Origin of the sequence: Bradyrhizobium sp. CCBAU 11361 (assembly GCF_028128935.1) — a bacterium.
Classification (GTDB): Bacteria; Pseudomonadota; Alphaproteobacteria; order Rhizobiales; family Xanthobacteraceae; genus Bradyrhizobium; species Bradyrhizobium niftali.
Genome location: NZ_LBJZ01000180.1, coordinates 29,591 through 55,894, shown reverse-complemented (window position 1 = coordinate 55,894; position 26,304 = coordinate 29,591). Strand labels below are relative to the sequence as shown.

Here is a 26,304-nt window from a genome sequence, read left to right as displayed (position 1 = left end):
CGGCTGACAGGTCGCACGGCCTAAAACCAGGCGCCCTGCATGCCAAGGATGACGGCCACGAGCGAAATGAACAGGCCGATGCCGGAGAAAAGGGCCACCGCGATGAGCTCCGATCTGTCGGAGCGCCTGGCGGGAATGGCGGAGCGTTCGGTGAAAATGCGCGGTGCTGAAATCGACGAAAAAATGCGAGCTGCCTTTGGCATGACGGGCTCCCTGAAAATGAGTCTTGTGACCCCCTGCCCGTAAAAGGGTCTTGGCAGCTTGCGGCAAGGTTCAACCTCATCACGCAAGGTTCAGAAAATACATCCTGCAGGACGAGGAAACCGGCCGGCGCAACCGATGTGGCCGCGTCGACCGATTCAATTTGCACTTGATTTGATCAGCCGCGATAGATCGGCGCGCCGCTCGGCGAGGCCACCGCGCCGCCATCGACGAAAATCTCCTGGCCTTGAATATGCGCGGAGTCATCGGAGGCGAGGAACAGCACCGTCTTCGAGATGTGATCGGGTTCACCAATGCGGCCGAGCGGCGTCGACAGCGCGATCCGTTTCTCGAACGCCTTCTCGGCTTCAGGCGTTGCGATCGCGGCGCCCCAGATCGGCGTGCGGATCGCGCCCGGCGCGACGACGTTGACGCGGATGCCGCGCGGCGACAGCTCCGAGGCCATGATCCGCGCCATCGCCCGCACGCCGGCCTTCGCCGCGCCGTACGCCGAGTAACCGGGGATGCCGAGCACCGAGATCACCGAGCCGTTGAGGATGATCGAGGCGTTGTCGTTGAGATAAGGCAGCGCGGACTGAACCGTGAAGAACACGCCGGTGAGGTTCGTGCTGATGACCTTCTCGAAGACCTCCAGCGTCGCCGCACCGAGCGGCGTGCTGCCGGGAATGCCGGCATTGGCGAACACGATGTCGAACTTGCCGAACTTCTCGGCGCCCTGCCTGATCGCAGCTTCAGTAGCGGCGATGTCGGTGGCATCAGCGACGACCGCAAGCGCGTTCGGGCCGAGTTCCTTCGCGGCAGCCGCCAGCGTCTCCTTGTTGCGCCCGGTGATCACCACCTTGGCGCCCTCGGCCACGAACAGCTTTGCGGTCGCAAGACCGATGCCGCCGTTGCCGCCCGTAATCAATGCCGTCTTGTTCTTCAGTCTCACGCTCGCCTCCAGTGGTTTCATAATGAAACTACGTTGCCATCTAGGCCAATTGGTTTTATGATGCAACCACACAAGCGCGTGATCACCACCGGAATCGGGCGAACGCGAAAGGACCAAGACGATGGTGAAACGAACCAGCTTCGAGGGCGATACCTGCCCGATCGCGCGCTCGCTGGAGGCGATCGGCGATTGGTGGTCACTCTTGATCATCCGCGAGGCGCTGTTCGGCCTGCGCCGCTTCGGCGAGTTTCAGAGCAAGCTCGGCATGGCCAAGAACATTCTGGCCGCGCGGCTGCGCGCGCTGGTCGATCACGGCATTCTGGAGACCGCCCCCGCCTCCGACGGCAGCGCCTATTCTGAATATGTGCTGACGCCGAAGGGCCGCGGCACCTTCCCGATCCTGGTCGCGCTCCGGCAATGGAGCGAGGAATTCGACGACCACCCCGAGCAGATCGCAACCATTCTGGTCGATCGCGCGAAGGACCGCCCGGTGCGCAAGCTGGAGCTGCGCGCCGAGGACGGCCGGCTGCTCAGCCAGGCGGACACCGCGGTGAAGCCGCGGCCTGCGCCGCGGCGGCGATCGGCCTGACGACGCACGGCTGCCACGACACGACTGCGTGGGGGGACTTGTACAAAATATCGACGGCGTCAAAGATGGCTGAACATCCCAAAGTGGCGCCGCTATGCCCCTGCTCGCGATCGTCTATTTTTCCATCTCGGGCACCACTGAGAAGCTGGCGCATGCGGTGGCGCGCGGAGCGGATGGCACGGCGGACGTCGCACTTTGTCGCATCACAGGCAGCGACATCGTGTCGGGCCGCTTCCAGAACGAGAGGTTATTGGAAACGATCGACCGCGCCGGCGCGGTCGCATTCGGCAGCCCCACCTACATGGGCGGACCCGCGGCCCAATTCAAAGCTTTTGCGGACGCTTCGAGCGACAGATGGAGCAAGCAAGCCTGGGCCAACAAGATCGCAGCCGGGTTCACCACGGGCGCCTGCGCAAGCGGGGATCAACTCCACACGCTGACCTACTTTTCCATTCTGGCCGCACAGCACGGCATGCTCTGGTGCGGGCTTGATATCCCCGGCGGAGAGGATCCAAGCGGCCGTAACCGTTTGGGCAGCCAGCTTGGCCTGGCGACCCACCTGGTCGACGGCGCGTTGCCGCAGAGCGACGCCAGCACAGCCGAATATCTCGGCCAGCGATTGGCCAGAATAGCAAGCCGCAACGGCTAGCCTCAGCGTCATTGCGAGCGCAGCGAAGCAATCCAGCGTCTTTCCGCGGAGGCAGTCTGGATTGCTTCGCTACGCTCGCAATGACGGCGTTGAAGCAGCATGCTCAAATCTCTCACCGTCACCCTGAGGTGTGAGCCGCGGTGCGCAGCAGCGCGAGCGAGCCTCGAAGGGCGACGGCCCGGCTGTATCCCGGCCGTTCATCCTTCGAGGCTCGGCTTGCGATGCGTTCGCATCTCTAGCCTCACACCTCCAGCGACGAGCGCTACGCGCTCGCGCGGGGATGACGGGGCTGATATTGGCCGCGCCCCCTCACGACAGCTTGCGCCTGGTGCGCAGCCGCAGGTGCTCGTCGGCCTCCAGCTGCGTCATGCCCAAGAGATAATGCAGCACGTCGAGCCTGTGGCGCTCGGCGAGCTTGCGCAGCACCGCCACCTGCTCGGCGATATAGGCCACCGCCTCGTCGGCGCCGCCCTCCCCCGGTTCCTCGTGACGCGAGCCTCCCGGCGCGCCTGATGCGGCGCGCGCCCGTTTCCTTCCTGGCTTAGTCACCAGACCCCACCCCGAATCCATGCCCCGCGGCAACATTACGCCCACATCGATCGCAACTCCAAGGTGGTAATTTGCAACTTTCTCGATATGAAACTTTTCCCATCGCGGCGGCTTTCTACACCCCTCGATTTGACAGCGACGGCCTCACCACCCATGTTCGGTTCGAAACGGCCGACCCGAATCTCGTCGAATTCGGCCCAGAATTTCCCCGTAAGTTACTGGAACTACATGAATATCGTCATTGTGGAGTCGCCGGCGAAAGCCAAGACGATCAACAAGTATTTGGGCTCGTCCTACGAGGTTCTGGCCTCGTTCGGCCATGTCCGCGACCTCCCGGCGAAGAACGGTTCCGTCGATCCAGACGCCAATTTCAAGATGATCTGGGAGGTCGATCCCAAGGCGGCCGGCCGGCTCAACGATATCGCCAAGTCTCTGAAGAACGCCGACCGCCTGATTCTCGCCACCGACCCTGATCGCGAGGGCGAGGCCATCTCCTGGCACGTGCTGGAGGTGTTGAAGGAGAAGCGCGCGCTCAAGGACCAGAAGATCGAGCGCGTGGTGTTCAACGCCATCACCAAGCAGGCGGTCACGGACGCGATGAAGCATCCGCGCCAGATCGACGGCGCGCTGGTCGACGCCTATATGGCGCGCCGCGCGCTGGACTATCTCGTCGGCTTCACCCTCTCCCCCGTGCTGTGGCGCAAGCTGCCTGGCGCCCGCTCGGCCGGCCGCGTGCAGTCGGTGGCGCTGCGCCTCGTCTGCGACCGCGAGCTCGAGATCGAGAAATTCGTGCCGCGCGAATATTGGTCGCTGATCGCGACGCTGCTGACGCCGCGCGGCGATGCGTTCGAGGCGCGCCTCGTCGGCGCCGATGGCAAGAAGATCCAGCGGCTCGACATCGGCACCGGCGCGGAAGCCGAAGACTTCAAGAAGGCGCTGGAAGCCGCCGCCTACGCGGTCACCACGGTCGACGCAAAACCCGCCCGGCGCAATCCGCAGGCGCCCTTCACCACGTCCACGCTGCAGCAGGAAGCCAGCCGCAAATACGGCTTTGCGCCGGCGCATACGATGCGCATCGCCCAGCGCCTCTATGAAGGCATCGACATCGGCGGCGAGACCACCGGACTCATTACTTATATGCGTACCGACGGCGTGCAGATCGATCCGTCCGCGATCACCCAGGCGCGCAAGGTGATCGGCGAGGATTACGGCAACGCCTACGTGCCGGAGGCCCCGCGCCAGTACCAGGCCAAGGCCAAGAACGCCCAGGAAGCGCACGAAGCGATCCGCCCGACCGACATGTCCCGCCGCCCGGACAGCATGAGCCGCAAGCTCGATTCCGATCAGGCACGGCTCTACGAGTTGATCTGGAAGCGCACCATCGCGAGCCAGATGGAAGCGGCCGAGCTCGAGCGCACCACCGTCGACATCACTGCGAAGGTGGGCGGCCGTACGCTGGAGCTGCGCGCCACCGGCCAGGTCGTCAAGTTCGACGGCTTCCTCGCGCTCTACCAGGAAGGCCGCGACGACGAGGAGGACGAGGACTCCCGCCGCCTGCCCGCCATGAGCGCCGGCGACGGCCTGAAGCGGCAGTCGCTCGCCGTCACCCAGCATTTCACCGAGCCGCCGCCGCGCTTCTCGGAAGCCTCGCTGGTCAAGCGCATGGAAGAGCTCGGCATCGGCCGGCCCTCGACCTATGCCTCGATCCTCCAGGTCCTGAAGGACCGCGGCTACGTCAAGCTGGAGAAGAAGCGCCTGCACGGCGAGGACAAGGGCCGCGTCGTGGTCGCGTTCCTCGAAAGCTTCTTCAGCCGCTACGTCGAATACGACTTCACCGCCAATCTGGAAGAGCAGCTCGATCGCATCTCCAACAACGAGATCTCCTGGCAGCAGGTGCTGAAGGATTTCTGGAGCGGCTTCATCGGCGCCGTCGACGAGATCAAGGATCTGCGCGTGGCGCAGGTGCTTGATGTGCTCGACGACATGCTCGGACAGCACATCTACCCGCCCCGCGCCGACGGCGGCGACATCAGGCAGTGCCCGAGCTGTGGCAATGGCCGGCTCAATCTCAAGGCCGGCAAGTTCGGCGCCTTCGTCGGCTGCTCGAACTATCCGGAGTGCCGCTACACCCGCCAGCTTGCCGCCGACAGCGAGGCGACCGCCGACCGTTCGCTCGGCCAGGATCCCGACACCGGCTTCGACGTCTGGGTCAAGGCCGGCCGCTTCGGGCCCTATATCCAGCTCGGCGAACAGAAGGACTATGCGGAGGGCGAGAAGCCGAAGCGCGCGGGCATCCCGAAGGGCACCTCGCCCGGCGATGTCGAGCTCGAGCTTGCGCTCAAGCTGTTGTCGCTGCCGCGCGAGATCGGCAAGCATCCTGAAACCGGCCAGCCGATCACCGCCGGCCTCGGCCGCTTCGGGCCGTTCGTGAAGCACGAGAAGACCTATGCCAGCCTCGAGGCCGGCGACGAGGTGTTTGACATCGGCCTCAACCGCGCGGTGACGCTGATCGCGGAAAAGGTCGCCAAGGGCCCGAGCCGCCGCTTCGGCGCCGACCCCGGCAAGGCGATCGGCGATCATCCGACGCTCGGCACCGTCACCGTGAAGAGCGGCCGTTACGGCGCCTATGTCACCGCGGGCGGCGTCAACGCGACGATCCCGGCCGAGTTCGAAAAGGACACCGTCACGCTGCCGCAGGCGATCGCGCTGATCGACGAACGCGCGGCCAAGGGCGGCGGCAAGACCAAGGCGAAGAAGGCGAAGCCGGCCAAGGCCAAGAAGGCCGCAGCGAAGGCCGCCGACGGCGATGATGCCGCGCCCAAACCCAAGAAACCGGCCGCGAAGAAAGCCGCGGCCAAATCCGAATCCACCAGCAAGGCGCGCGCCGCCGTGTCGTCGACCGCAAAGACGTCGCCGACCAAGGCCGCCGCCAGCAAGAATCCTGCAAATACTCCGGCCAAGAAGAGTGCCGGCAAGAGTTAGAGGTTAAGTGAAACGCAAGAATGACCGTGGCTTTCCCGACAGGCAAGCCATCGTCGCCTTCATCAAGGCAAATCAGGGAAACGTCGGCACCCGCGAAATTGCGCGCGAGTTCGGCCTGAAGAACGCCGATCGCGTCGAGCTCAAGCGCATGCTGCGCGAGCTCGCCGACGACGGGACCATCAAGAAGAAGCGCCACAAGGTCTCGGAACCGGACACCCTGCCATCGACGCTGGTCGCCGACATCACCGGCCGCGACTCCGATGGCGAACTGATCGCCTCCCCCACCGAATGGGACGAGGTCGAAAGCGGCGAACCGCCAAAAATCCTCATCGTCATGCCGCGCCGGCCGAAGCCCGGCACCGCCGCCGGTGTCGGCGACCGCGCGCTGCTGCGCGTCGAGCGCCTCGACGAGGCCGAAGGCCCGGCCTATCGCGGCCACATCATCAAGGTCTTCGACAAGGCCAAGAGCCGCATCCTCGGCGTGTTCCGCGAGTTGCCCGAAGGCGGCGGACGGCTCGTCCCCGTCGACAAGAAGTCTGCCGACCGCGAGCTGAACATCGCCGCGGCCGACACGCAGGGCGCGCAGGACGGCGACCTCGTCAGCGTCGACATCATCCGCTCACGCGCCTTTGGCCTCGCCTCAGGCCGCGTCAAGGAGAAGCTCGGCTCGGTCAAGTCGGAGAAGGCGATCAGCCTGATCGCGATCTACGCGCACGACATCCCGCTGCAATTCCGCCCCGCGGCAGAGCGCGAGGCGGAAGCCGCAGAACCCGCGAACCTGAAGGGACGCGAGGACTGGCGCGACGTCCCGCTCGTCACCATCGATCCGCCCGATGCGAAAGATCATGACGACGCGGTGCATGCGCAGGCCGATGACGATCCCAACAACAAGGGCGGCTTCATCGTCAACGTCGCCATTGCCGATGTGAGCTTCTACGTCCGGCCCGGGACCGCGCTCGACCGCGACGCGCTCGACCGCGGCAACTCGGTCTATTTCCCCGACCGCGTCGTGCCGATGCTGCCGGAGCGCATCTCCAACAATCTCTGCTCGCTGGTGCCGGGCGAGCCGCGCGGCGCGCTCGCGGTGCGGATGGTGATCGGCCCCGACGGCCGCAAGCGCTCGCATACCTTCCACCGCATCCTGATGCGATCGGCGGCCAAGCTCAATTACGCGCAGGCGCAGGCCGCGATCGACGGCCGGCCGGATGACACCACCGGCCCCCTGCTCGATCCGATCCTGAGGCCGCTCTACGCCGCCTATGCCTGCGTCAAGCGCGCCCGCGACGAGCGCGATCCGCTCAATCTCGATCTGCCCGAGCGTAAGATCCTGCTCAAGAGCGACGGCACCGTCGATCGCGTCGTCGTGCCGGAGCGTCTCGATGCGCACAAGCTGATCGAGGAGTTCATGATCCTCGCCAACGTCGCGGCGGCGGAAATGCTCGAGAAGAAGTCGCTGCCGCTGATCTACCGCGTGCATGACGAGCCGACGCTGGAGAAGGTCCACGCGCTCGCGGAGTTTCTGGAGACGCTCGACGTTCCCTTCGCCAAATCAGGCGCGCTGCGCCCGGCCCTGTTCAACCGCGTGCTGGCGCAGCTCGAAGGCCACGACCACTTCCCGCTGGTGAGCGAAGTCGTGCTGCGCGCGCAGGCGCAGGCCGAATATTCCGCCGAGAATTACGGTCATTTCGGCCTCAACCTGCGCCGCTACGCGCATTTCACCTCGCCGATCCGCCGCTATGCCGACCTCGTCGTGCACCGCGCGCTGGTCCGCGCGCTCGGCCTCGGCGAAGGCGCGCTGCCGGACAGCGAGACGCCGGAAAGCCTCGGCGAGGTCGCCGCCCACATCTCGGTGACCGAGCGGCGCGCCATGAAGGCGGAGCGCGAGACCGTGGACCGGCTGATCGCCCATCACCTCGCCGACCGCATCGGCGCCAGCTTCCAGGGCCGCGTCTCCGGCGTCACGCGCGCCGGCCTGTTCGTCAAGCTCACTGATACCGGCGCCGACGGCCTGATCCCGATCCGATCCCTTGGCACGGAATATTTCAACTATGACGAGAGCCGCCATGCCCTCGTCGGCACGCGCAGCGGCACCATGCATCAGCTGGGTGACGTGGTCGACGTCCGTCTGATAGAAGCAGCCCCCGTCGCAGGCGCGCTGCGCTTCGAGCTGCTGTCGTCGAGCGGCGAGACCGCGCCGCAGGGCCGCAGGCGGCCTGGTCCGCAATGCCGCCCCTCGTTCAAGGCGCATCCCGGACGCAGTCCGGCGAAGAAGCACAAGCCGGCGAAGCCGAAGAAGCCCGGCAAGGGCAAGAAGAACAAAGGAAAGGGCAAGGGCCAAAAGGGCAAGGCATGGTGACGATGAGCACGGCCCCAAAGATCTGGACGCGCGAGACCGGCCTCGTCGAGAAGCGCGACGTCTGGACGGCGATGAAACGCGGCTTCCGCGGCCGCTGCCCGCGTTGCGGCCAAGGCAAGCTGTTCCGCGCCTTCCTGAAGACTGCTGATCATTGCTCGGTTTGCGGCCTCGACTTCACGCCGCATCGCGCCGACGATTTGCCCGCCTATCTCGTCATCGTCATCGTCGGCCACATCGTGGTGCCCGGCATCCTCTGGATCGAGACCAATTACACAACGCCGGTCTGGCTCAGCTTCGCAGCCTATCTGCCCTTCACGTTCTTCGCCTCGCTCGCGTTGCTCCAGCCGGTCAAGGGAGCCGTGGTCGGATTGCAATGGGCTCTGCGCATGCACGGCTTTGACGACAACCCTCCGGATGGTATTCCGCCGGTGTAAGCAAATAAGAAGCGTTGGGTGAGGACATGACGGATACGGCGCAGGTAGCGGACAAGGCAAAGGTCCACGAGGAGAAGGAAGCCGACCATCATCCCTATTTCCGCCCGAAGGATGCGGCGACACTGATCCTGGTCGATCGCAGCGGCAACATTCCAAAAGTCCTGGTCGGCAAGCGCCACGACAAGGTGGTGTTCATGCCCGGCAAGTTCGTCTTCCCCGGCGGCCGTGTCGACAAGGCCGACTACCGCGTCCCGTGTGCTGCCCCCATCACCTCCGAGCTCGAAGCCAATCTCGCCAAGGGCAGCCCGAAGACGCCGGCCTCACGTGCCAAGTCGCTGGCGATCGCCGCGATCCGCGAGGCCTGCGAGGAGACCGGCCTCTGCCTCGGGCGCAAGGCCGAGGGCAAGGCCAGGCTCGAAGGCCCGTGGCAACCATTCGCTGATGCGGGCCTGCTGCCCGACCCCTCGAGCCTGTTCCTGATCGCGCGCGCCATCACCCCGCCCGGCCGCGTCAAGCGGTTCGACACGCGCTTCTTCACCGCGGATGCCTCAGCGATCACCCACCGCGTCGAGGGCGTGATCCATGCCGATGCCGAGCTGGTCGAGCTGGTCTGGGTCGAGCTCGGCTCGAAGCCGCTCGCCGATCTGCATCCGATGACCCGCAACGTGCTCAACGAGCTCGACACGCGCCTTGCCACCGGCCCGCTCCGCCACGATGCGCCGGTGCCGTTCTTCCATTTCTACGGCGGCAAGATGCAGAAGGATATTTTGAGCTAGGCCGTCATTCCGGAGCGCGCGAAGCGCGACCCCGGAATCCACGAGGAAGTTCCTTCTCAGTCCGCGTCCGGCTCGGTGCCGATATAGTCGCGCGCCGGAAGTTTGAGCGCCCGCCCGAGTTCGTTGGCAAGCTTGTCGGCCTCCTCGCGCCTGGTGAAACTCATCAGGTTGATCGGCTCGGTGCCCTTGCTGCCGCAGAGATTGACGTCATAGGTCGTCAGATCCGCGTCGTAGTCGTCGGTGATGCTGATGAAATGATAGTCGGCGAGATTGCGGTGCTTGCGAATATTCAGCGGGCCGAACTGGCTGGTGATGACGATCTGGCGCAGCGTCTCGTTGAGCACGACGAAATAGCGGAAGGTTAGCAGGATCAGGCCGGGGATGCCGACGAGCAGCCCGAGGCCGGTGAACACCAGCACCGGCACGAGGTCATCGGCGAGCCGGCCGAAGCCGGAAAAATCCTGGCGCAGGCCGAGCGCGACGTTCCAGAGCAGATAGCTGCTCGCCGCCAGCAGCGGCAGCGACAGCAGCCGGCCGATCCAGGGCATGGGGCGGTCGATGCGGACCATGCCGCCATCCACTGTCATCGCGCCTGCCATTCAACGTCTCCTCACGAGGTCATGGCTTGGTCGGAGCGAGCGGCGGATTGGTTCGAGGGAGCGTCCCCCTTTCTCCCCGTCATTTCGGGGCGCCGCGTAGCGGCGAGCCCGGAATCCATCGGGCCGCAGAGACTGCCGAGCGATGGATTCCGGGCTCGCGCCAAGGGCGCGCCCGGAATGACGTGCTGAGAGTTGATCGAAAAACAAAATAATCTTCCCGCCTCCCCCAATGGCAGAGTTCCTCCGCGTCCCTATGTCTTTGCGAACGACACCCAGAACGGATACGGGGCGATGGCACAACGGCAACTCAAGCTTGGCGCGTTCATGCGCCCGATCAGCATCCACACCGGCGCCTGGCGCTATCCGGGGGCCTGGCCGGACGCCAATTTCAATTTCGGTCACATCAAGACGCTGATCCGGAAGCTCGAGGCCGGCAAGTTCGACGCCTTCTTCATGGCCGATCATCTCGCCGTGCTGAACATGCCGATCAACGCGCTCAAGCGCAGCCACACGGTGACATCGTTCGAGCCGTTCACGCTGCTGTCGGCGCTCTCGGCCGTCACCGAGCGGATCGGCCTGATCGCGACGGGCTCGACCACATTCGACGAGCCCTATCACGTCGCGCGCCGCTTCGCCTCGCTCGACCATCTCAGCGGCGGGCGTGCCGGGTGGAACATCGTCACTACCTCGAACCCGGACGCGGCACTGAATTTCGGTCTCGACGACCACATGGAGCACGCCGAGCGCTACAAGCGCGCGCGCGAATTCTATGACGTGGTCACGGGCCTGTGGGATTCCTTCGCCGATGACGCCTTCGTGCGCGATGTCGAGGATGGGCTGTTCTTCGATCCTTCGAAGATGCACACGCTCGATCATGACGGCAAATATCTGAAGGTGCGCGGGCCCCTCAACATCGCCCGCCCGGTGCAGGGCTGGCCGGTGATCGTGCAGGCCGGCGCCTCCGAAGACGGCAGGCAGCTCGCGGCCGAGACCGCGGAAGCCGTGTTCACCGGCGGCGGCAGCCTTGCCGACGGGCAGAAGCTCTATGCCGACATCAAGGGCCGCATGGAGAAGGTCGGCCGCGATCCCGAGCATCTCAAGATCCTCCCCGGTGCCTTCGTCGTGGTCGGGGACAGCGTCGATGAAGCCAAAGAGAAGCGCGCTTTGCTCGACAGCCGCGTGCACTACGACAGCGCCATCGCCTCGCTCTCGGTCATCCTCGGCACCGATGCCTCCGGCTTCGATCCGGACGGACCGCTCCCCGAAATCCCCGAGACCAACGCCAGCAAGAGCGGCCGCCAGCGCATGGTCGATCTCGCCGCGCGCGAAAAACTCACCGTGCGCCAGCTCGCCCAGCGCGTCGGCGGCTATGGCGGGCTCGCCTTTGTCGGCACCGCCAAGACCATCGCCGACCAGATGGAGGAATGGCTGGTCGGGCGCGGCTCGGACGGCTTCAACATCATGTTCCCGTTCCTGCCCGCCGGCCTCGACGATTTCGTCGACAAGGTGGTCCCGGAGCTCCAGCGCCGCGGGATTTTCCGGAAAGAGTATGAAGGGACCACTTTGAGGGAGAATCTGGGCCTGCCGCGGCCGAAAAACCGCTTCTTCGAGGGGTAATCGGCCCGATTTGAGTGGTTTTGGAGCCCTAGAGCCCCTACGGGGCTCTAGGTTGTTGTTTTTGACGCGTTTTCTTGACGCGAACCGGTGCCCACGTCGCTGGAAAACGCTTCGAAACCTTGACATCAGGCGGTTTCTGGCTAGGTTGCCGGCCAACGCGGGCCGTTTGGCCGGCTCCAGATTCCCTTCATTTCTGAGGTTCAGAACATGGCCAAAGCGGTCACCATCAAGGTCAAGCTCGTGTCCTCGGCCGACACCGGCTTCTACTACGTCGCCAAGAAGAATTCGCGCACCATGACCGACAAGCTGGTCAAGAAGAAGTACGACCCGGTCGCGCGCAAGCATGTCGAATTCCGCGAAGCCAAGATCAAGTAAGATCGCGGGATACGCTGAAGGACTTTGACGGGGCCTCACGGCCCCGTTTTTATTTGTGCCGCTCTCGTGTCCCGGGCGCGCTGCTGCGCAGAACCGGGACCGAGAAAGCCGCACAGCACGATGCAAAGGCATGGGCCCCGGCTCTGCAGCGCAGCGCATTGGACGATGCTTCGCATCGCCAGCAGCGCTGCGCTGCGTCCGGGGCACGAGCGCTGAGCCAGCGGCGTCCCTGACGGCGGCAAACCAAGTGTGACCCACCTCAAAGAGCGCAGTAACGGGATTCAATATTTCCAGCGGGATCGTTGCATGAATTTGGTCCATTCCCGTGAAGAGCCATTTGCCGTTGCTGGATCCGCTGCGCCTCGGGGCCGCCTTCGGAGTCGCCATTCTTTGCGCTGGGGATCTGGCTGTTCATATCCGCGAACAAACAATTGACGGCGCTCGAACAGGTCGCCGTTGCCGTCACATGTCTTTCGGGCGCCGCAGAAACCTACTTCTTCGCGTCCTTCTTTTTGGAGTCCATCCCGCCATCTCGGATCAATCGGCCCTTGTGCCAATCATGGTCTGGGCGGCCGCGGTGCTCCTCATTGCCCTCGCCGCGAACAGGGCAGGCGCTCTCCTAGGCAGCGGCCAGCCAAGCTGGACCGGCGCCTTATCCAGGCTCCAATTGTTTTCAGAATGCTCTATGATCTGTCGGCTTTAGATGATGGAGGGTCGAATGCGACTCGCTTTGTTCGTTGTATTCACGCTGGTGGGGCTTTCGTCCGCCGCAAACGCTGAACGCGACTATCCTTGGTGCGTCTTCGGTGGCCAGCTCGGCTATTCCGGCGACTGCATGTATGTGACGAGAGAGCAGTGCCTGGCATCGGCGTCCGGCCGGTCGAACACCTATTGTGATATCAACCCGCGCGTGAGGTTCAGGCAGGAAGCTCCGCGTTGGACGACGTGCGACTCCCAGGGTCGCCGATGCGCGCCAAAACCGTGAGCCTTGTGAGCTCGCGTCCGGTTAAGCCGTCCGCAGCACCGGCGCCGGCGGTTGCGACGGCCGGATCAGCGCGAATGCGACCTGCACGATGCCGCCGGCGAGGCCCAGCGCCACGCCGATGCGCCAGGCCATCGTGTACGAGCCGAGCGCGTCATACAGCACCCCTCCCCCGTAAGCGCCGAGGAAGCTGCCGATCTGGTGGCTCATGAAGGCAAGGCCCTGGATCATGGCCTGCCAGCGCAGGCCGAACATCTCGGCGACCGCGCCTGCCACCAGCGGCCCTACTCCCATCCACAGGAAGCCCATGATGGCGCCGAACAGCAGCGTCGAGAACGACGTCGCCGGCAGCATGAAGTACCAGGCGAGCGCGAGCGAGCGCAGGATGTAGATCGCGCCCAGCAGCGCCAGCTTGTTCCAGCGCTGGCCGGCCCAGCCGAAGAACAGCGAGCCCAGCACGTTGAAGCCGCCGATCATGCCGAGCGTCTGCGCGCTCAGCATCGGATCGAGACCGCAGATCGCGAGATAAGACGGCAGATGCGTGGTCAGGAACACGAGCTGCATGCCGCAGACGAGATAGGCGCAGGTCATCACCACGAAGGAGGCATTGCCGAACGCCGTCTTCGCCGCCGTCGCGGCCGTGGCATCGCCGATGTCGTCGGCGGACGGCTTCGGCAGCGGAATCCCGTCGACGCGCCCGGCATACCAGGCGGCGGGGATCATCAGCACCGACATGATGACGAAGCCGGCGAGCCCGACGCGCCAGCCAAAGCCTTCGTTGAGCAGCTGCCCGATCGGCGCCGACAGCAGCGCGCCGAGCGAGCCCGCGCCGGAGACGATGCCGAGCACGGTGGAGCGCACCGTCTCGGGCACCGCGCGCGCCGCCACCGACATCGCGATCGCGGCCGCCGTGCAGGCCAGCGACGTCCCGATCAGCACGCCGGCGCCAATCATGATGCTGACGAGCCCGTTCGCGGTCGCCATCAGGATCAGGCCCACGATGTACATCAGCGCGCCCACGATCATGATCGGGCGGAAGCCGTAGCGCACCGTCATCGCGCCCGCGAGCGGCTGGAGAAAGCCCCAGGCGAGGTTCTGCACGGCCAGCGCCAGCGTGAAATCCGAGATCGAAATGTGGATGTCATGTGTCAAAGGCTGCATGAAGATCCCGAGGCTCTGCCGCAGCCCCATGCTCAGCGTCAGCATGATCGAGGCGCCGATCAGGATGGGCAATGTCGGACGCAGGACCTGCAACAGGGGCATGTTCTTCTCCCTCGTCGGCGCGGCACGCGCACCGGCGTCTGCAATATCAGTTGATTTTGGTTACACAGACCTGTGTACTTAGGCTATGAAAGGCGAAGGCTGTCAAGCGAAGAGGACGCGCGCTGTTGCATGGCTCCCCCGCCGACCAAACAGACGATGAAAGAGCGGATCCTCGAGACCGCCGACAAGCTGTTCTATCTGCAAGGCATTCGCGCCATCGGCGTCGACACCATCGCGGCCGAGATCGGCATCTCCAAGCGCACGCTCTACAACCACTTCCCCTCCAAGGACGCGCTGATCGCGGCTTACCTCGAGCGCCGGTTCGTGCAGCCGCGTCCGTCCGACAAGCCGCCGGCCAAGCAGATCCTCGCCACCTTCGATTCGCTGGAGCGGCGCTTTGCGGCCAAGGATTTTCGCGGCTGCCCGTTCGTGAATGCGGTCGCTGAGCTCGGCCCGGCGGACCGCGCCGTGAAGAAGATCGCAATCGCCTTCAAGGAAAGCCGCCGCGTCTGGTTTCGCGAGCGGCTCAACGAGCTCGGCGTCACGGAGGCGGATGCACTCGCCACCCAGCTCGTGCTGCTCGTCGACGGCTCCATCGCCCAGGACCTCGTGCGCGACGACCCCGCGATGGCGCGCGCCGCGAAGGAAGCGGCGACCGTACTGCTGCGGAATGCGGGGGTGGATGTGGGGGATGGTGGTGATGGTACGGTGAAGCAGGTGAAGCAGCACAAGCGCGCTCCACAATAATCGCTGTCGCCGTACCTTACGGTGTCATCACCCGCGAAGGCGGGTGATCCAGTATTCCAGAGACAGTGAGGCTAGAACCGAGAGGCCGCGGCGTACTGGATTCCCCGCCTTCGCGGGGAATGACAGCGGAACTTGTGGAGCTTCGCGCCACACCACCCGCACTTCTCGATCCTACTAAAATGCGCCTGTCTTGCCCGACGAGTGAAACGGCGTTGCCACCTGCGCAAGTCATTGATCCGACTAGCGCCGGCTACTGTGCATGGGGTTGTTTTCGCAGTTTTTGTTGCAGCCGGCCTCACGCCGCCTGCGACACCACGCGGTTGCGGCCGTCGTGCTTGGCTCGATAGAGCGCGGTGTCGGCGCGCTTGAGGACGTCGGCGACCGCCTCGCCCTTCTGCTCCAGCGTGGTGAGGCCGATCGAGATCGTGACCTCGATGCGCTTGGTGCCCTTGTGGATCGCGAACGGTTCGCCCGCGATCGAGCGGCGCAGGCGCTCGGCGACCATGCCGGCGACATGGAGATCGGTCTCCGGCATCACGATGACGAACTCCTCGCCGCCGTAGCGGCAGGCCAGATCAATGCCGCGGATCGACTTGCGGACGCGCACCGCGAATTCGCGCAGCACGTCGTCGCCGGCATCGTGGCCGTAATTGTCGTTGATCGACTTGAAATAGTCGATGTCCAGGATCATCAGCGCCAAGGGCTTGCCGCGGGTCGCGGCCTGCTCGGCGAGGGTCGCCAGATGACTCTCCATGTAGCGGCGATTGTGCAGGCCGGTGAGCGCGTCGGTGATCGCCATCTCGATCGAGTTCTGCACGTTGTCGCGCAGATGATCGGTGTAGCGGCGGCGGCGGATCTGGGTGCGGGCGCGCGCCAAGAGCTCGGTCTTGTCGATCGGGCGCAGCAGATAGTCGTTCACGCCAATCTCGAGGCCGCGGAGCAGCCGCGTCGAGTTCTCGGGGTCCGCGATCGCCAGGATCGGCACGTGGCGCGTGCGCTCCAGCGAGCGCGCCTGGCTGCAGAGCCTGAGGCCGTCGAAATTGTTGAGGTCGAGCGAGACGATCAGCAGGTCGTAATTGCCCTCGGCGGCGTGGAACAGCGCTTCGGTCGGGTTCGGCTCGACATCGACGGTGTGCTCGGCGGCGAGCAGGCTCGCCAGCCGCTCATAGGAGGACTGGCGGTCGTCGACCAGGAGGATGCGACCGCCCTTGCCGGTGTCGGCGACCGCAGTGCGCTCCGGCGCCTGCATGCCGATCTCGAGCGAAGTGATGGCGCGCATGCGCAGCTCGTCGGTCATCATCTTCAGCCGCGTCAGCGAGCGCACGCGCGCGATCAGCACGACGTCGGAGACGGGCTTTGTGAGGAAATCGTCGGCGCCGGCTTCGAGCCCGCGGTTACGATCGGAGGGGCTGTCGAGCGCCGTGACCATCACGACGGGGATGTGGTGCGTGGCCGGATCGGTCTTCAGGCGGCGGCAGACCTCGAAGCCGTCCATGTCGGGCATCATCACGTCGAGCAGGATGATGTCGCATTCGGCGCGGCTGGCCAACACCAACGCCTCGGCGCCGTTCGAGGCGGTCATCACGTCGAAATATTCGGCGGACAGGCGGGCTTCGAGGAGTTTGACGTTGGCAGGAACGTCATCGACAACCAGGATACGCGCGGACACTTTGCACTCACTTCCTATCCGATGAAACGCCGGACCGTCTCAATGAATTTGCCGACCGAGATCGGCTTGGACAAATAGGCTTCGCAGCCGCCCTCGCGGATGCGCTCTTCGTCGCCCTTCATCGCGAAGGCCGTGACCGCGACGACGGGAATGGCGCGCAGCTCCGGATCGTCCTTGATCCAGCGCGTCACCTCCAGGCCCGAGACCTGCGGCAGTTGGATATCCATCAGCACGAGGTCGGGCCGCATCTTCCGAACGAGATCCAGCGCCTCGTAGCCGTTGCTGGTGCCCGTGGTCTGGTAGCCGTGCGCCTCCAACAGGTCGCGGAAGAGCTTCATGTTGAGCTCGTTGTCTTCCACGATCAGGACGGTCTTAGCCATCCCGTCCTCCTGATTGGCACGAAGCCCGATACATGTGACGCCTCAGGCGCCGCTCCCCGGCGCTTCGAAAACTGGATTCAAACTAGCCTCAGATTCGCTCTAGTTTCGTTAAACCCGAGGGGCCACTTTCTGCGATGTGGTTTCCAGTTGCTTGTCGGGGGTCGCAAGACTCAGGCGCGAGACTCGGGCATATTCCAAAGTAGACACTGAAAGTTAACGGAAAGGCAAACTGGCCCCTTGAAAAAGCCTGTTCACAACCCCCGCGAAGTCGCTGAAATCGTTGCGATTCAGGCATTGTCCTTTGTCGCGGGCGAGCCCGAGCGGCTGGGCCTGTTCCTGGCCGAGACAGGTGTCGGCCCGGAGACCCTGCGGAACGCCGCCTCGGACCCGAATTTCCTCCTCAGCGTCCTCGATTTCGTGCTGCGCGATGATGCGACCGTGAAGGCCTTTGCCACGGCCTCGGAGCTGCATCCGACCAACGTCGCCGCGGCGCGGCAGGTGCTGGGCGATGCGCTCGGCGACCGGACCTGGGAGCGCGACGTGCCGTGAGCGTCCCGGAGGCGGCCGGGCCCCGCTGCTTCTGCCGGGATTGCCTGGCCGATCTGGATGTTGACGTGCAGAACCTGGGCGTGCGGCGCTGCTCGGCTTGCGGTTCCCCCCGCCTCGTCCGCCACCGTGCGCTTTCGAGCCTGACCATCGCCCATATCGATTGCGACGCCTTCTACGCCACGGTCGAGAAGCGCGACAATCCTGATATCGCCGACAAGCCCGTCATCATCGGCGGGGGAAAACGCGGCGTCGTGTCGGCCGCCTGCTACATCGCACGCACCTATGGCGTCCGCTCCGCCATGCCGATGTTCAAGGCGCTGGAAGCCTGCCCGCACGCGATCGTGATCCGACCCGACATGGCGAAGTACGTCCGCGTCGGCCGCGAGGTGCGCCAGGCCATGCAGGCGCTGACGCCGCTGGTCGAGCCGCTCTCGATCGACGAGGCCTTCCTCGACCTCTCCGGCACCGAACGGGTTCACGGCATGATCCCGGCAAAGGTGCTGGCGCGGTTTGCCCGCAACGTCGAACGCGACATTGGCATCAGCGTCTCGGTCGGCTTGTCCTGCAACAAGTTCCTCGCCAAGATCGCCTCCGATCTCGACAAGCCGCGCGGCTTTGCCGCACTCGATCAGGAGGAAGCGCGTTCGATGCTGGCTTCGAGGCCGGTCGGCTTCATCTTCGGCGTGGGCCCTGCGACGCAGGAACGCCTTGTGCAGCGCGGCTTCCGCATCATCGCCGACCTTCAGAAGGCCGACGAGATCGAGATGATGCGGCAATTTCCGAGCGACGGCCGCCGGCTTTGGCGCCTTGCCCGCGGCATCGACGACCGCCGCGTCGAGCCCGATCGCGGCGCCAAGACGATCTCCAGCGAGACCACGTTCGAAACCGACATCCGCGATTTCGCAACGCTGGAGAAGATTCTCTGGCGCCTCTGCGAGAAGACGTCGTCGCGGCTGAAGAGCAGCGAGCTCGCCGGCTCGACCGTCACGCTGAAGCTGAAGACTTCCGACTTCCGCCAGCGCACCCGGTCGCAGTCGATCGCAGCGCCAACGCAGCTCGCCGCAAAGATCTTTTCGATCTGCCGCGAAATGCTGGCCAAGGAGATCGACGGCACCGCCTTCCGCCTGATGGGCGCCGGCGTTAGCGCATTGCGCGAGGGCTCGCCCGCCGACGACACCGACATGCTCGACCGCCGCGCCGCCTATGCCGAGCGCGCCGTCGACAGCCTGCGCAAGAAGTTCGGCAGCGCCGCGGTGATCCGCGGCATCGCCTATGATGGGCCGGAGAAGGCGCGGGAGTGATCGAGCCCTGCTCAACTCAGTCGCGTTCGAAGATCCGTGCCCCCGGATAGACGCGCCTGGCATACTGAACGACCAACTGCCGATCCTGATTTTCCAGGAACGGGGTTCGGATCTGACAAGACCCGACAATAAGGTGCCACAAGCCGTTGAGCTTTCGAATGACGACGTTCATTTGAGTCTCCTCGCAGTGACCCGAGTGGACTCAAATTGTAAGAATCTCCCGCCGTCGCTCAATTGTACCAGCGTAAGGTCAGCGTATGAGAAGGATTAGGAAAGATATACAAAGGTATGTCGGCCATGGTTCCAACAGCTTCCGGCGTCGATAGCTTCGCAAGGGCTCAAACGGTCCTACCCGTCCAGGGGCTGGCAACGTGACAGGCGAACGCGACCTCAACGCGCTGTTGAGAAACATGAAGCCGGAGATGCTGGACGGCACCTTCGTGTTTTGCACGATCCCACCCGGCGAGCCCATTCCCGCAGCGGTCAACCCACTGCTGACGTTCCGCGAGCAGGAAGGAACGACGCTGGTGATCCTGCGCGAAGAGGCCGAGGCGTCAGGCTTACGCCACGCGTTTGCCTCGCGCCTGATCACGCTGACGGTTCACTCCGCACTCGATGCGGTAGGCTTTCTGGCGGCCATCACGGCGCGACTGGCCGAAGCCGGCATCAGCGTGAATGCCGTTTCGGCCTTCCATCACGATCATCTTTTCGTGCCTGCCGACAGGGCCGATGAAGCGATGGCTCTCTTGCATGACAGGTTCAGTCCGAAACAGGTTTGATTGAGCTTGATCTAGAGCATGCTCTAGCCTGTAAAGCGATGGCTGGCCTCGATTCAAGGAGACAGCCCATGACAGTGACCGACAACAAGGCGCTCATTCAGGACATCATGGACGCGCGCGCACGTCGCGACCCCAACCCGTTCATCGCCGCGATGGCAGATGACTTCGTCTGGCGGATCACCGGCTCGACGGCCTGGTCCGGCGAGTATGTCGGCAAGGCCGACGTGCTGGAGCGCCTGATGAAGCCTCTCCACCGACAATTCAGCGCTCCCACCAGCCTCACGGCATCCCGCATCATTGCTGAAGGCGATTACGTCGTCGCCGAGTGCCGGGGCAATGCGACGACGCTTGCCGGCGAGCTTTACGCCAACACCTACTGCTTCGTCATTCGCATGGCGGACGGAAAACTGCGCGAGCTGACCGAGTACATGGACACCGCATTGGTCGAGAGGGTGCTAAGGCCGCCCGGCAGCCAATGAGGCCGGCGCAGACTTGAGACCTCCATGCGGTGACACGGCGGGTCTTTCCCCACCGACGATCCACTCCTGATAAAATTCGACCTTGGCTTCGATGAGCGCCAAGGCCTGCGACCAACGGTGGATATTGTCCTGCACGCGCTGCTGGTGGGCTGCGAGCAGCGCGTGACGCTCGTTCAACGTTGCTTCGCCTCGTTTCGCAAGCGTCGCATATTCGCGCATCTGCTTGACCGACATGCCGGTGCCACGCAGGCGCTCCATCAGATCCAACCAGCCAACGTGAAAATCGCTGTAGACGCGCCGTCCACCGCGATCCCTGATAACGCCGGGGATTAAGCCCTGAGCTTCGTACCAGCGGATGGTGTGAATACTGCGGCCCGTTCGGCTGGCGACCTCTCCGATGCGAAGCTCCCGCGACATGGTCTTCCCTCTCGTTCGAAACCGCCTCGCAAGGCTCAACACATCCTGCGCGGTCTCCTCAATCAGCGACCGCCACCGCCTCGATCTCGATCAGCCATTCCGGCGCGGCCAGCGCGGTGACGCCGACGAGGGTGGAGGCCGGCGGCTCCATGCCTTCGAAGAAGGCGGAGCGGGCCTTGCCGATGATCGGGCGCAGCTCCGGCTTGTAGTTCACCACGAAGGTCGTGATCTTGACGATGTTGGCGTAGCTCGCGCCGGCAGCTTTCAGCGCGAGGCCGAGATTCTGCATCACCTGCGTCGTCTGCGCGGCGATATCGCCCTCGCCGACGATCCGCCCCTCCTCGTCGGTCGACACCTGGCCCGAAATGTAGATGGTGCGCGCACCCGTGGCGGTGACGACGTGGGAATAGGCCGGATTGTGGTGCAGGCCGCTGGGGCGGAGATGGTCGAGCTTGGGCATGGTGCTTGCCTCCCGGAGTTTGTGGTTGGGAGGGAGCGTAGCTGGAGAGGGCGCTGAGGGCTAGCCCGTCATTGCGAGGAGCTCTTGCGACGAAGCAATCCAGAATCCCTCCGCGCAAAGATTCTGGATTGCTTCGCTGCGCTCGCAATGACGACACCGAGTGAGAGCCGACAAACAACTCTCGCCGTCATTCCGGGGCGGTCCGCAGGACCGAACCCGGAATCTCGAGATTCTCAGGTGCGCAATTGCGCACCATAGTTCTCGCTTCGCGAGCCCCGGAATGACGATCGACGCTCAATTACAGGGCTTGCTGTCCTTCACGTCGAACTTGCCCATCGCGCCGGAGATGACGAAATCATTGTAATCGAGCACGAGCTGGCGCGAGACGCCGTTCTCATAGAGCTCGAACGCCATTGCATAGATCGGTGTCTGCTCGCCTTCCTTCTGCTGGGCCTCGCGGTCGAAATAGCTGACAGTGACGGGCCAGCGCTTGAGCGATTTCATGTGCTCGTCCGTGGTCGACGGATCGATCGAGCTGGCGCGGTCGGCGGGGATCGCTTGGCCGATCACGGTCAGCGTGTTGTAGACCTTCTGGCCGTCGTCGGAGCCGTCATAGACGGACAGTTCGAGCAGCGATTTGCCGTCCCTGGCGGCGGCGATGATGCGCTGGATCTGCTCGGTCGGGAACACGATCTTGCCGTCGAGCGTAAAGCTCCTCGGCGCCGGCAGCTTCAGCTTGACGTTGATGTGGTCGCCGTCGCGCTCCGCCGAGCCGTCGACCCGGCCGGCGTCGGCCTCGTTCATCCGCGTCTCGATCTTGAAGCGGTAGCTCTTGCCCGCGGCATCCTCCCAGGAATTGGAACGGAGGTCGCTGAGCGTGACCTTGCCCTCGCCGCTGTCGAGCTCGGAGACCTGGCGGAATTCGGAGGTGTAGCCCTCGCAGGAGCTTCCGGTGAAGTTGTAGAGGATGCGGCCGCGCGCGCTGTTGACCGAATTGGAGCGCGATTTGACGAGGCTGAGGTCATAGAGCGCCTGATGCGCGAGGAACGGACCGTTGGCGGCCAGCGCCCCGCCTCCGGGGCCACAAGCGGCCGCCGCGAGCGCCATTACACCGAGCGAAGTCCGGAAAAGGTGCATCATGTCTGTTCCTTGAAGATGCGTCCTTGGGGACAGCAGATTCGACATTTTAATGACCGTTCCATTGCGTCGCAACTGAGGCCGTTTCACGTAAAGTTGCGGCCCTCGCCCTGAACCTCCTGCCCTGCCTCAACAAAATGCAGCCCCTTGGGGTTGCTTGCATGTGGCGGCACGATGGGCGAAACAGGACGCTCCCGGGCACCAATGGGCCGCGCCGGGGTGGATGATTTTTGGACAACGAGGTCGAAGATGGCGGGCACGGTCGAGCAGAAACTGGCGGAACAGGGCATCAAGCTGCATGAGGCCCCCACCCCCGTGGCCAACTACGTGCCGTTCGTGCGCACCGGCAATCTGCTGTTCGTCTCCGGCCAGGTCTGCTTCGATCCTGCCGGCAAGCTGATCGCCAAGGGCAAGCTGGGTGCCGGCGTCTCGATCGAAGACGGCGTCGCGGCCGCGCGCGGCTGCGCCGTCAACCTGCTCGCCCAGGTCAAGGCGGCCCTGGGCGATCTCGACAAGGTCGCGCGCGTGGTACGCCTCGGCGGCTTCATCAACTCGGCGCCGGACTTCCTCGACGGGCCGAAGGTGCTCAACGGCGCCTCCGACCTGATGGTCGCCGCCTTCGGTGACAAGGGCCGCCACGCCCGCACCACCGTCGGCGTCGCCTCGCTGCCGGCGGATGCGGCGGTGGAGGTCGAGGGCGTGTTCGAGGTCGCCTGAGGCCAGCATCGTGCGTGCCCCTGATTGGCTGACAGCCCGGCCGGTCGCCCATCGCGGCCTGCACGACATTTCCCGCGGCATCGTCGAGAACATGCCGGGCGCGGTCCAGGCCGCGATCGCGGGCAATTTCGCGATCGAGGTCGACATCCAGCTCTCCGCCGACGGCGAAGCCATGGTCCATCACGACCATGCGCTCGGCCGCCTCACCGAGGCCGCCGGCGAGGTGGTCGAGAAGACCGCCGCGGAGCTGAAGGCCATCAAGTTCAAGGATACGGACGAGCGGATGATGTCCCTGTCCGACCTCTGCGCCATGGTCGCCGGCCGCGTTCCGCTGGTGATCGAGGTGAAGAGCCATTTTGGCGGCGACCGCAAGCTGGTGAAGCGGATGGCCGAGGTGCTGGCGTCCTATCAGGGCCCGGCGGTCGGCATGTCCTTCGATCCCGACCAGGTGCTGGCCTTGCGCGAGCTGCTCCCCTCCCGCCCGCGCGGCATCGTCGCGCAGCGCAGCTATGAGGACGAGTACTGGGCGAAGCTCACCGAGGCGCAGCGCGACGGCATGCTGTACCTGCGCCACGGCTTCCAGACCCAGCCGCATTTCGTCGCCTTCAAGGTCGACCACCTCCCGGCACCCGCCCCCTGGGTCGCCCGCAATGTGTTCGGCTGCGCCCTGCTCGGCTGGACCGTCCGCACGCCCGAGCAGCGGACCCGGGTCGGGCAGTATGCGGACCAGATGATCTTTGAGGGGTTCGTGCCGTAGGGCTGGCACGCTCCCTCCACCGTCATTGCGAGGAGCTCGCGACAAAATTGCGAAGCAATCCAGAGTCCCTCCGCGGAGACGCTCTGGATTGCTTCGCTTCGCTCGCAATGACCGTGATTGTTGAGGGATATTCGCGCACTCACTAGCATCCCGGTCGCGACGACATGTGAGTTCCCGCCCTCTTGAAGTCGCTGCTGCAATGCACGATCTTGGACGCGATGGCATCATCCGAAATCACGCTCGAGGCCGTACCGTCCATTGGCGAAGTGTCGCCCGAAGATTGGGACGCCTGCGCAAATCCCGGCAAGGCTCTTATCGAAAAGGCCTGCAACGGGCATGGCAAGGGATCCTCATCCGGGCTCCCAGGCGATTCGGCCGGTTTCTTAAAGCCTGCCTATAACCCGTTCGTCTCGCACGCGTTTCTCGCCGCCGTCGAGAAATCGGGTTCGGCGACCCTCCGCACCGGATGGGGACCCCGGCATCTCGTCGCCAAGATCGACGGCCGCGTCGCCGGCGTCGTGCCCTGCTATCTGAAATCGCATTCTCAAGGCGAATACGTCTTCGACCGCGGCTGGGCCGACGCCTATGAGCGGGCCGGCGGGCGCTATTATCCGAAGCTTCAGGTCTCGGTTCCCTTCACGCCGGCCACGGGTCCACGGCTGCTGGTCCGCGACGGTGTCGACCGCGAGCGCATCACGGAGGCGCTGGCGAGCGGGCTGGTGGCGCTGTGCGGCGTCAGCAAGGCTTCCTCGGTGCACGTCACCTTCGCGCGGGAAGCGGAGTGGAAGCTGCTCGCCGGGCACGGCTTCCTCCAGCGCACCGACCAGCAGTTCCACTGGCACAACGATGGGTTTGCGAGCTTCGACGATTTCCTCGCCACCCTGAACTCGCGCCACCGCAAATCGATCAAGCGCGAACGCCGCGACGCGCTCGCGTCCGGCGTCACCATCCACTGGCTCACCGGAAAAGACATTACCGAGGAAGCCTGGGACGCCTTCTTCGAATTCTACATGGAGACCGGCTCGCGCAAATGGGGCCGCCCGTATCTGACGCGCGCGTTCTTCTCGCTGATCGGCGAGACCATGAGCGAGGATGTGCTGCTGGTGATGGCCCGCCGCAACGAGCGCTGGATTGCGGGCGCGATCAACTTCATCGGCTCGGACACGCTGTTCGGCCGCAACTGGGGCGCGGTCGAGCATCATCCGTTCCTGCATTTCGAGGTCTGCTACTACCAGGCGATCGATTTCGCGATCACACGCGGCCTCACACACGTCGAGGCCGGCGCGCAAGGCGAGCACAAGATCGCGCGCGGCTACCTGCCGAAGACGACCTATTCCGCCCACTTCATCGCCGATCCGGGCCTGCGCCGCGCCATCGACGACTATCTCAAGCGCGAGCGCGCCTATGTCGCCGAGGCCGGGCGGGAGCTCGCCGAACTCGGCCCGTTCCGGAAAGGCGCGGACGAGGCGCCTTGACGGTTCGATGCGCTGGTGACAGTAAGCGCAAAATTCCGAGGAGCCGCCGAGGAGCTGCCATGACCGCCTACGACCCCAACAACATCTTCGCAAAGATCCTGCGCGGCGAGTTTCCCTGCCACAAGGTCTATGAGGACGAGCACGTCTTCGCCTTCCTCGACATCATGCCGCGGGTGCCCGGCCATACGCTGGTGATCCCGAAGGCCCCTGCCCGCAACATCCTCGACATCAAGCCCGACGAGTACGCCCATGTCGCCCGCGGCGCGCACAAAATCGCCGCAGCCGCGATGAAGGCGTTCAAGGCCGACGGCATCACCGTGCAGCAGTTCAACGAGCCGGCCGGAGGACAGGTGGTATTTCACCTGCACATGCACGTCTTGCCGCGCCACGACGGCGTGCAAATGCTGCCGCCCGCGAGCCGCAAGGAAGACGTCAAGGTGCTGGAAGAGAATGCGACCAGGCTGATCGCGGCGCTGAAGGCGGGCTGAACGTTTCCACACTGTCATTCCGGGGCGCGCCTTTTGGCGCGAACCCGGAATCCATTCCACCACCATCGCCGTTGCCTGATGGATTCCGGGCTCGACGCTTCGCGTCGCCCCGGAATGACGACTATTCCGTCTGGAAATCCCCGGCTTGCGGCGCGGCCAGTGGCGTGAACTCGCAGCGGTCGGGCTTGATGTCGATCAGCGGCGTGTTGTCGAGGCAATCGAGCCCGCGCACCAGAATGGCATTGCCCTCGATGCCGACCAGCTTGACGATCGAGGTGCCGATCGGGTTCGGCCTGACCGGCGAGCGCAGCGAGAACGTGCCGCGGGTCTTCTCGTTGTTCTTCGGGCTTTGCAGGATGATGTCGCGGCGCGACTTGTCGAGCCAATAGAGCACTTCGAGATTGCTGTAGAAATCGACGCCCTTGATGGCCGGCACGAACGGCTCGAAGATCTCGAGGCGGCAGATCGGGCCGTCGTGCCGCCCCTGCCGCGGCGTCTCCAGCCGCGACGTCCAGGGCGTGCGGATACGGCCAATGAAGACGAGACCGGCATCCTCCGCGGGCGGCAGCTCGATGGCGACCTCGCCCTCGCGGAGCTCGTTTTCGCGAACCATATTTCCTGTTCC

30 protein-coding genes are annotated in these 26,304 nt (G+C 64.6%); 18 read left to right on the top strand and 12 right to left on the bottom strand.

Annotated features, from left to right (window positions below; genetic code table 11):
* Positions 1 to 20: 20 nt before the first annotated feature.
* The gene (locus XI08_RS23325) at positions 21 to 203 is read right to left on the bottom strand and encodes a hypothetical protein (protein ID WP_027547203.1); all 183 of its coding nucleotides are present in this window, start codon (positions 201 to 203) and stop codon (positions 21 to 23) included.
* Between the two features lie 176 nt (positions 204 to 379).
* A complete protein-coding gene (locus XI08_RS23320; protein ID WP_027547204.1) occupies positions 380 to 1,153 on the bottom strand; it encodes an SDR family oxidoreductase in 774 nt (257 codons plus the stop codon).
* A gap of 121 nt (positions 1,154 to 1,274) precedes the next feature.
* Between XI08_RS23320 and XI08_RS23315 the strand changes: the two genes are divergently transcribed.
* Positions 1,275 to 1,742, top strand: a complete 468-nt coding sequence (locus tag XI08_RS23315; protein WP_271576114.1) for a winged helix-turn-helix transcriptional regulator — start codon at positions 1,275 to 1,277, stop codon at positions 1,740 to 1,742.
* Positions 1,743 to 1,836: 94 nt separating this feature from the next.
* A complete protein-coding gene (locus XI08_RS23310; RefSeq protein ID WP_271576113.1) occupies positions 1,837 to 2,391 on the top strand; it encodes a flavodoxin family protein in 555 nt (184 codons plus the stop codon).
* A 309-nt stretch (positions 2,392 to 2,700) separates the two neighbouring features.
* Here XI08_RS23310 and XI08_RS23305 read toward each other — a convergent pair whose 3' ends face one another.
* A complete protein-coding gene (locus XI08_RS23305) occupies positions 2,701 to 2,940 on the bottom strand; it encodes a hypothetical protein (protein WP_027547206.1) in 240 nt (79 codons plus the stop codon).
* A gap of 228 nt (positions 2,941 to 3,168) precedes the next feature.
* Here XI08_RS23305 and topA point away from each other — a divergent pair, with 228 nt between their 5' ends.
* Genes topA through XI08_RS23285 form a run of 4 tightly spaced genes read left to right on the top strand, consistent with a single transcriptional unit; the run spans position 3,169 to position 9,488 of the window.
* Positions 3,169 to 5,922 carry a type I DNA topoisomerase gene (gene topA, locus XI08_RS23300; RefSeq protein WP_271576112.1) on the top strand — a complete coding sequence of 918 codons (2,754 nt, stop codon included), beginning with the start codon at positions 3,169 to 3,171 and terminating at the stop codon, positions 5,920 to 5,922.
* A 7-nt stretch (positions 5,923 to 5,929) separates the two neighbouring features.
* Positions 5,930 to 8,278 carry a ribonuclease R gene (rnr, locus tag XI08_RS23295; RefSeq protein ID WP_271576111.1) on the top strand — a complete coding sequence of 783 codons (2,349 nt, stop codon included), beginning with the start codon at positions 5,930 to 5,932 and terminating at the stop codon, positions 8,276 to 8,278.
* Complete coding sequence (locus tag XI08_RS23290; RefSeq protein ID WP_271576110.1) at positions 8,272 to 8,712, top strand: DUF983 domain-containing protein; 441 nt, start codon at positions 8,272 to 8,274, stop codon at positions 8,710 to 8,712. The genes rnr and XI08_RS23290 overlap by 7 nt, the downstream gene beginning before the upstream one ends.
* Positions 8,713 to 8,738: 26 nt before the next feature.
* Positions 8,739 to 9,488: an NUDIX hydrolase gene (locus XI08_RS23285; RefSeq protein ID WP_271576109.1), complete on the top strand. Its 750-nt coding sequence runs from the start codon at positions 8,739 to 8,741 to the stop codon at positions 9,486 to 9,488.
* A 56-nt stretch (positions 9,489 to 9,544) separates the two neighbouring features.
* Here the strand turns inward: XI08_RS23285 and XI08_RS23280 are convergent, their stop codons facing one another.
* The gene (locus XI08_RS23280) at positions 9,545 to 10,087 is read right to left on the bottom strand and encodes a hypothetical protein (protein WP_271576108.1); all 543 of its coding nucleotides are present in this window, start codon (positions 10,085 to 10,087) and stop codon (positions 9,545 to 9,547) included.
* 291 nt (positions 10,088 to 10,378) lie between these two features.
* Here XI08_RS23280 and XI08_RS23275 point away from each other — a divergent pair, with 291 nt between their 5' ends.
* The 3 genes from XI08_RS23275 (at position 10,379) to XI08_RS23265 (ending at position 13,064) form a co-directional block, all read left to right on the top strand.
* Positions 10,379 to 11,704, top strand: a complete 1,326-nt coding sequence (locus XI08_RS23275) for an LLM class flavin-dependent oxidoreductase (RefSeq protein ID WP_271576107.1) — start codon at positions 10,379 to 10,381, stop codon at positions 11,702 to 11,704.
* 207 nt (positions 11,705 to 11,911) lie between these two features.
* Positions 11,912 to 12,079, top strand: coding sequence for a 50S ribosomal protein L33 (gene rpmG, locus XI08_RS23270; protein WP_007603295.1), 168 nt, complete (start codon positions 11,912 to 11,914; stop codon positions 12,077 to 12,079).
* 703 nt (positions 12,080 to 12,782) lie between these two features.
* Complete coding sequence (locus XI08_RS23265; RefSeq protein ID WP_333928011.1) at positions 12,783 to 13,064, top strand: DUF3551 domain-containing protein; 282 nt, start codon at positions 12,783 to 12,785, stop codon at positions 13,062 to 13,064.
* 21 nt (positions 13,065 to 13,085) lie between these two features.
* Here XI08_RS23265 and XI08_RS23260 read toward each other — a convergent pair whose 3' ends face one another.
* Entirely contained in the window at positions 13,086 to 14,324 is a 1,239-nt protein-coding gene (locus XI08_RS23260) for an MFS transporter (protein WP_271576106.1), read from the bottom strand.
* A 129-nt stretch (positions 14,325 to 14,453) separates the two neighbouring features.
* Here XI08_RS23260 and XI08_RS23255 point away from each other — a divergent pair, with 129 nt between their 5' ends.
* Positions 14,454 to 15,071, top strand: a complete 618-nt coding sequence (locus XI08_RS23255; RefSeq protein ID WP_333928009.1) for a TetR/AcrR family transcriptional regulator — start codon at positions 14,454 to 14,456, stop codon at positions 15,069 to 15,071.
* Between the two features lie 295 nt (positions 15,072 to 15,366).
* Here the strand turns inward: XI08_RS23255 and XI08_RS23250 are convergent, their stop codons facing one another.
* On the bottom strand, positions 15,367 to 16,740 hold the full coding sequence (locus XI08_RS23250; protein WP_271576104.1) for a PleD family two-component system response regulator: 1,374 nt from the start codon (positions 16,738 to 16,740) through the stop codon (positions 15,367 to 15,369).
* Between the two features lie 14 nt (positions 16,741 to 16,754).
* On the bottom strand, positions 16,755 to 17,120 hold the full coding sequence (locus XI08_RS23245) for a response regulator (RefSeq protein WP_027547216.1): 366 nt from the start codon (positions 17,118 to 17,120) through the stop codon (positions 16,755 to 16,757).
* 237 nt (positions 17,121 to 17,357) lie between these two features.
* On the opposite strand from XI08_RS23245, the gene XI08_RS23240 reads away from it, so the two are divergent.
* Positions 17,358 to 17,669, top strand: a complete 312-nt coding sequence (locus XI08_RS23240) for a DUF3572 domain-containing protein (protein ID WP_011087883.1) — start codon at positions 17,358 to 17,360, stop codon at positions 17,667 to 17,669.
* Positions 17,666 to 18,970: a DNA polymerase IV gene (locus XI08_RS23235; RefSeq protein WP_271576103.1), complete on the top strand. Its 1,305-nt coding sequence runs from the start codon at positions 17,666 to 17,668 to the stop codon at positions 18,968 to 18,970. The genes XI08_RS23240 and XI08_RS23235 overlap by 4 nt, the downstream gene beginning before the upstream one ends.
* Before the next feature lie 16 nt (positions 18,971 to 18,986).
* Here the strand turns inward: XI08_RS23235 and XI08_RS23230 are convergent, their stop codons facing one another.
* Positions 18,987 to 19,142 (bottom strand): hypothetical protein, encoded by a 156-nt coding sequence (locus tag XI08_RS23230; protein ID WP_271576102.1) that lies wholly within the window; start codon positions 19,140 to 19,142, stop codon positions 18,987 to 18,989.
* 199 nt (positions 19,143 to 19,341) lie between these two features.
* Here XI08_RS23230 and XI08_RS23225 point away from each other — a divergent pair, with 199 nt between their 5' ends.
* Together XI08_RS23225 and XI08_RS23220 are read left to right on the top strand one after the other, a co-directional pair.
* Positions 19,342 to 19,749: an ACT domain-containing protein gene (locus XI08_RS23225; RefSeq protein ID WP_271576101.1), complete on the top strand. Its 408-nt coding sequence runs from the start codon at positions 19,342 to 19,344 to the stop codon at positions 19,747 to 19,749.
* A gap of 68 nt (positions 19,750 to 19,817) precedes the next feature.
* The gene (locus XI08_RS23220) at positions 19,818 to 20,228 is read left to right on the top strand and encodes a nuclear transport factor 2 family protein (RefSeq protein WP_271576100.1); all 411 of its coding nucleotides are present in this window, start codon (positions 19,818 to 19,820) and stop codon (positions 20,226 to 20,228) included.
* On the opposite strand, the gene XI08_RS23215 is transcribed toward XI08_RS23220, so the two are convergent.
* From XI08_RS23215 to XI08_RS23205, 3 genes are all read right to left on the bottom strand, one after another.
* Positions 20,205 to 20,645 (bottom strand): MerR family transcriptional regulator, encoded by a 441-nt coding sequence (locus XI08_RS23215; protein ID WP_271576099.1) that lies wholly within the window; start codon positions 20,643 to 20,645, stop codon positions 20,205 to 20,207. The genes XI08_RS23220 and XI08_RS23215 overlap by 24 nt on opposite strands.
* Positions 20,646 to 20,703: 58 nt before the next feature.
* Positions 20,704 to 21,105 carry a RidA family protein gene (locus tag XI08_RS23210; RefSeq protein ID WP_027547220.1) on the bottom strand — a complete coding sequence of 134 codons (402 nt, stop codon included), beginning with the start codon at positions 21,103 to 21,105 and terminating at the stop codon, positions 20,704 to 20,706.
* A 294-nt stretch (positions 21,106 to 21,399) separates the two neighbouring features.
* Positions 21,400 to 22,245 carry a cell envelope integrity EipB family protein gene (locus XI08_RS23205; protein WP_271576098.1) on the bottom strand — a complete coding sequence of 282 codons (846 nt, stop codon included), beginning with the start codon at positions 22,243 to 22,245 and terminating at the stop codon, positions 21,400 to 21,402.
* A 246-nt stretch (positions 22,246 to 22,491) separates the two neighbouring features.
* On the opposite strand from XI08_RS23205, the gene XI08_RS23200 reads away from it, so the two are divergent.
* The 4 genes from XI08_RS23200 (at position 22,492) to XI08_RS23185 (ending at position 25,679) form a co-directional block, all read left to right on the top strand.
* Positions 22,492 to 22,959: a RidA family protein gene (locus XI08_RS23200; protein ID WP_271576097.1), complete on the top strand. Its 468-nt coding sequence runs from the start codon at positions 22,492 to 22,494 to the stop codon at positions 22,957 to 22,959.
* Positions 22,960 to 22,969: 10 nt separating this feature from the next.
* The gene (locus tag XI08_RS23195) at positions 22,970 to 23,716 is read left to right on the top strand and encodes a glycerophosphodiester phosphodiesterase (protein WP_271576096.1); all 747 of its coding nucleotides are present in this window, start codon (positions 22,970 to 22,972) and stop codon (positions 23,714 to 23,716) included.
* Positions 23,717 to 23,934: 218 nt separating this feature from the next.
* Positions 23,935 to 25,191, top strand: coding sequence for a GNAT family N-acetyltransferase (locus XI08_RS23190; RefSeq protein ID WP_271576095.1), 1,257 nt, complete (start codon positions 23,935 to 23,937; stop codon positions 25,189 to 25,191).
* A gap of 59 nt (positions 25,192 to 25,250) precedes the next feature.
* Positions 25,251 to 25,679 carry an HIT domain-containing protein gene (locus XI08_RS23185; protein WP_271576094.1) on the top strand — a complete coding sequence of 143 codons (429 nt, stop codon included), beginning with the start codon at positions 25,251 to 25,253 and terminating at the stop codon, positions 25,677 to 25,679.
* Positions 25,680 to 25,800: 121 nt separating this feature from the next.
* On the opposite strand, the gene tsaA is transcribed toward XI08_RS23185, so the two are convergent.
* Positions 25,801 to 26,292, bottom strand: coding sequence for a tRNA (N6-threonylcarbamoyladenosine(37)-N6)-methyltransferase TrmO (tsaA, locus tag XI08_RS23180; protein ID WP_011087894.1), 492 nt, complete (start codon positions 26,290 to 26,292; stop codon positions 25,801 to 25,803).
* Between the last annotated feature and the right edge of the window lie 12 nt (positions 26,293 to 26,304).